Source organism: Brooklawnia sp. (assembly GCF_032229645.1).
Taxonomy (GTDB): Bacteria; Actinomycetota; Actinomycetes; order Propionibacteriales; family Propionibacteriaceae; genus Brooklawnia.
Map to the genome: position 1 here is coordinate 1 of NZ_JAVTWX010000153.1, position 3,896 is coordinate 3,896.

The following is a 3,896-nucleotide window of genomic DNA, read 5'->3' on the forward strand; positions in this document are numbered from 1 at the left end:
GCCGCCGGCAGCGACCCCGCCTTTCGCACCACCCTGTTCGAGATCTGAGTTCACTCCTACCCAGAGGACGCCGACTGATGAGCGACTACGAGAAGCCCGACACCGACAAGCCGGCCGTTGCGCCTCGACCGCGGCGCGACCCGATGGATCGCGACCCTGTCGCTCCTCCCCGCGACTTGGTCGACATGGTCGGCGGACGCATTCTCGACCCCAGTTCGGCCATGAAGATCAAGGGCGTCACCCCCCGTGCGACCGTGTATGTCAGTGACCGGTTGCTGGCACCCACCTCGAGGTTGGAATCGATCAAGAAGGTTCTCGACCAAGCTGGTGCAGGTAAGGGCTGGCATGTGGTTGACGATCCGGACTTTCAGGCCTGGGAGCTGACGATCCCTGATCCGCGAAACCCGCAAAACGAGATAACGCTGGGTCGCACGAGGCTGCTCATCGAGGTCACCGAAGGTGGAGCCGCGAGCGCTCCCGATGCCTGGATTCTGCTGCAGTTGGCGCGTGCCATCGATCGCGCGGCGGTCGAGGGCGTCGGGCTCGACCACGGCGTGTTCAGCTCGGCCTCTCTTGATCCCAATCCGCACTTCGAGCCCAACCCGCACTTCGAACCGAACCCGCACTTCGAGCCGAACCCGCACTTCGAACCCAACCCGAGGCCCCACTTCGAACCCAACCCGAGGCCGCACTTCGAACCCAACACGATTCTGCTGGGCGATGGGCGAAGCCCGGTCAACTACGTGGGCCCGCGGCCGTATCGCCACACAGACGACCAAATGCGGCAACTGAAGCGGCTGCGGCCGGTGGTCGCCATTCTCGACTCGGGGTGTGACACCAGGCACCCGTGGCTGACAGACGTGGTCGACGAGTCCGTTGAGATGGACGGGCCCATCGGGTGGACCGACGTGCAGACCGACCCCGAAGAGAACGGCGATCTCGCCGGACCACTCGATGGTGCGCTCGATCCGTACGCCGGGCACGGCACGTTCATCGCAGGATTGGTCCATCAAGGGTGCCCTGACGCCACCATCCTGAGTTGGAGGCTGGTGGGGTCGCAGGGCCCGGTTGCGGAGTCTGACTGGGAGCGTGCGATCTCGCAGATCGTCAAGCTCGTTCAGGCCTACCACCGAGGCGATCCGCGCGGACGACGCATCGACGTACTTTCACTCTCGATGGGCTACTACCACGAGACCGTCGAAGATTCTGAGGCCGTCGAGACCGCACGCCTACTGCTGGCTGCGCTCGGAGCGCTTGGAGTGATCGTGGTGGTCTCGGCCGGTAACGACTCGACCGCCCGCCCGCAGTTTCCTGCGGCCCTTGCGCCCTGGCAAACCGACCCAACGCCTGCCATTGCGCTGCCCGTGAGTTCAACCACGTTGCCTGTCGTGAGCGTCGGCGCCCTCAACCCCAACGGAACCGACGCACTCTTCTCGAACACCGGCCCTTGGGTGCGCGCCTGGGCGCCCGGAGTGTCGTTGATCAGCACGCTGCCGTCGTGGAACGGGGGGCTGCTGCCATCTGCCCGCGTCATCTATCAGGGGCGCACGCGAGAATCGCTCGACCCCGACAACTTCAGTTCGGGCTTCGGAGCCTGGAGCGGCACATCGTTCGCGGCACCCGTACTGGCGGGGCGGATCGCTCAAACGCTCCTCATCGACATGCCCGGCGACGAAGCCACTGCCAAGTCGACCGCTGTGAAGCGTGGCTGGGTGGCGATCAAAGCCAACAGTGAGTTGTGACCCCGGGCGAGGGCCGGCGCACGGCGTGAGCGTGTGCGCGTTGTTGTGGGTCGTGTCACCATGTCGGGGTGCTGACTGCCGCGGAACTGCATGAACGGGCAGTACGGGCAAATAGCGGAGGCCGCTTCCGGCACGCCCGTAGCCTCTTTTTGCTGGCCCTGACCCGAACCGATGACGCGTCACTGGTCGCTGCCCTCAAGCGTGGCCTCAGTTACACCTACACCGAACTGGGCGACGCCGCAGAGGGTTTGAACCTGCTCTCGCAGACGATCGCCGAGTCTGCGGTGCTGAGCGAACGCGAGCAGGGCATGCTGCTGTCGCAGCGAGGACTCATTCGCATTCGGCTGGGCGATGCGCGAGGCGCTCTCGCCGACTACGCCCAGGCCGAGCCCAAACTGTTGGACGAGCCCGCCGAGTTGGCCAGAATCGGCATAAACCGCGGCAACATCTTTCTCGATCAATCGCAGATTCAGTTGGCGATCGCTGACTTCACCGTGGCCATGAACCAGTTCCGAAGGATCGGGCACACGATCGGCGAAGCCAAAGCGGTCGGCAACCTGGGGTACGCCTACATGCTCGCCGGTGACCTGGTTCGTGCCCTTCGCCTGATGAGCGAATCGGCAGCCACACTCGCCGTGGAGTCGCCGTCGTTGCTGCCGGTTTCTGATCAAGACATGGCTGAGGCGCTGGTAGCTGCGGGCCGACAAGACGAGGCACTGCGACTGCTGCGTCGCGCGGCGAGCCAGTTCGGTGCGCGACGGCAGCGGCTGCGTCAGGCTGGGGCCGAGCTGACGTTGGCACAGTTGCTGGCCTGGCATGACACGAGCACCGCGGCTCGATTGGCTCGTTCTGCCACCAGCCGTTTTCGTCGAGCCGGTGCCCCCCGCCAAGCGCTACGCGGCAAGGCGCTGAGGGTGGCGTGCGAACTGAGTATGGGTACGGCCGACCCCGTTGAGGCCGAGAATCTGCTGAATGAGTGCCGCAAGCTTCAGATGCGTCGAGACGCGCTGACCTTGCAGGTGCTGCTGACCGGCTACAGCCGCACGGCAGGCGAACTGCGGCTGCCACCGGACACCCCACTGCCGCTGCGCTTGATCGCCGCCGACCTGCGAGCCGCCGAGGCCGAAGCGGCGGGCCACTCCAGTCGCGCCTTGCGGGTGATCCGAGATGCGCTCGATCAACTCGCCGCCTGGCAGGCCACCTTCGGCAGCCTCGACCTTCAAACGTCGGCGGCGAGCCACGCCCAGCCGCTGCTCGAACGCGGGCTACGACTGGCGGTGGCCACCGGACGTCCAGGCGTGGTGCATCAGTGGATCGAACGCACGGGCGCCCTGACCGGCCGGCTGAACCCCCTGCGTCCGCCGGCGAACCCTGAACTGGCAGAGCGACTCACCCGGCTGCGCGCACTCAGTCAAGACGAGCCGAGCGCCGACGAGCTGCACGAGCGCGACCAGCTGCTTCGCATCGTCCGTGAGCAGTCGTGGATGGGCGAAGGTGCCGCCGAGTTGCACGATCTGGTCACGGTGGGCCAGCTGCAGCGCGAACTGGCCGACTGCGACGCCACCCTGATCGCATTCTTCAGCGTGGGGCCTGACGCTTTTGCGCTGCTGGTGACGGCCACCTCGAGCAGGCTGATGCGGGTCTGCTCGACGGACGAGGTGCTCGCCCAGGTGGGCGGCCTGCCGGCCGACCTCGACCTCGCCGCCGCCGACCTGCCGCCGATGATCGCCGACTCGGTGGTCGAATCCCTGCGGGAGCGGTTGAGCGTACTCGACGATTTGATTCTGGGTGTGGTGCGCCGGCGACTGCGCACCCGCCGGGTGGTGATCAACCCGCTCGGCGCGTTCTCGGGTCTGCCCTGGACCCTGATGCCAACGCTCTCCGGCCGATCGGTGACCATTCCGCGCAGTGCGTCCGCGTGGGTGACGGCGAGGGCGAAGCCGCACGAGTTCGCCACCTCGGGCTTCGCCGCAGGCCCCCGGCTGCCGCGCTCGGCTGACGAGGTGGCTGCCGCGTCCGCCCACTGGTCGCAAGCCCAGGTGCTCACCGGCACCGAGGCCACTGCAGACGCGGTGGGCGCGATGTCCGGCACCGTCGACCTGCTGCACCTGGCCGCGCACGGCCATCACGTGTCGGACAACCCGTTGTTCAGCA

2 protein-coding genes are annotated in these 3,896 nt (G+C 66.7%); both read left to right on the forward strand.

What is annotated here, in order from left to right; all coding sequences use genetic code 11:
• The first annotated feature begins 77 nt into the window (after positions 1 to 77).
• Positions 78 to 1,742 (forward strand): S8/S53 family peptidase, encoded by a 1,665-nt coding sequence (locus tag AAFP05_RS12885; RefSeq protein WP_341730278.1) that lies wholly within the window; start codon positions 78 to 80, stop codon positions 1,740 to 1,742.
• Between the two features lie 68 nt (positions 1,743 to 1,810).
• Positions 1,811 to 3,896 (forward strand): hypothetical protein (locus AAFP05_RS12890; protein ID WP_341730279.1); only part of this gene is annotated, 2,086 nt, incomplete at its 3' end.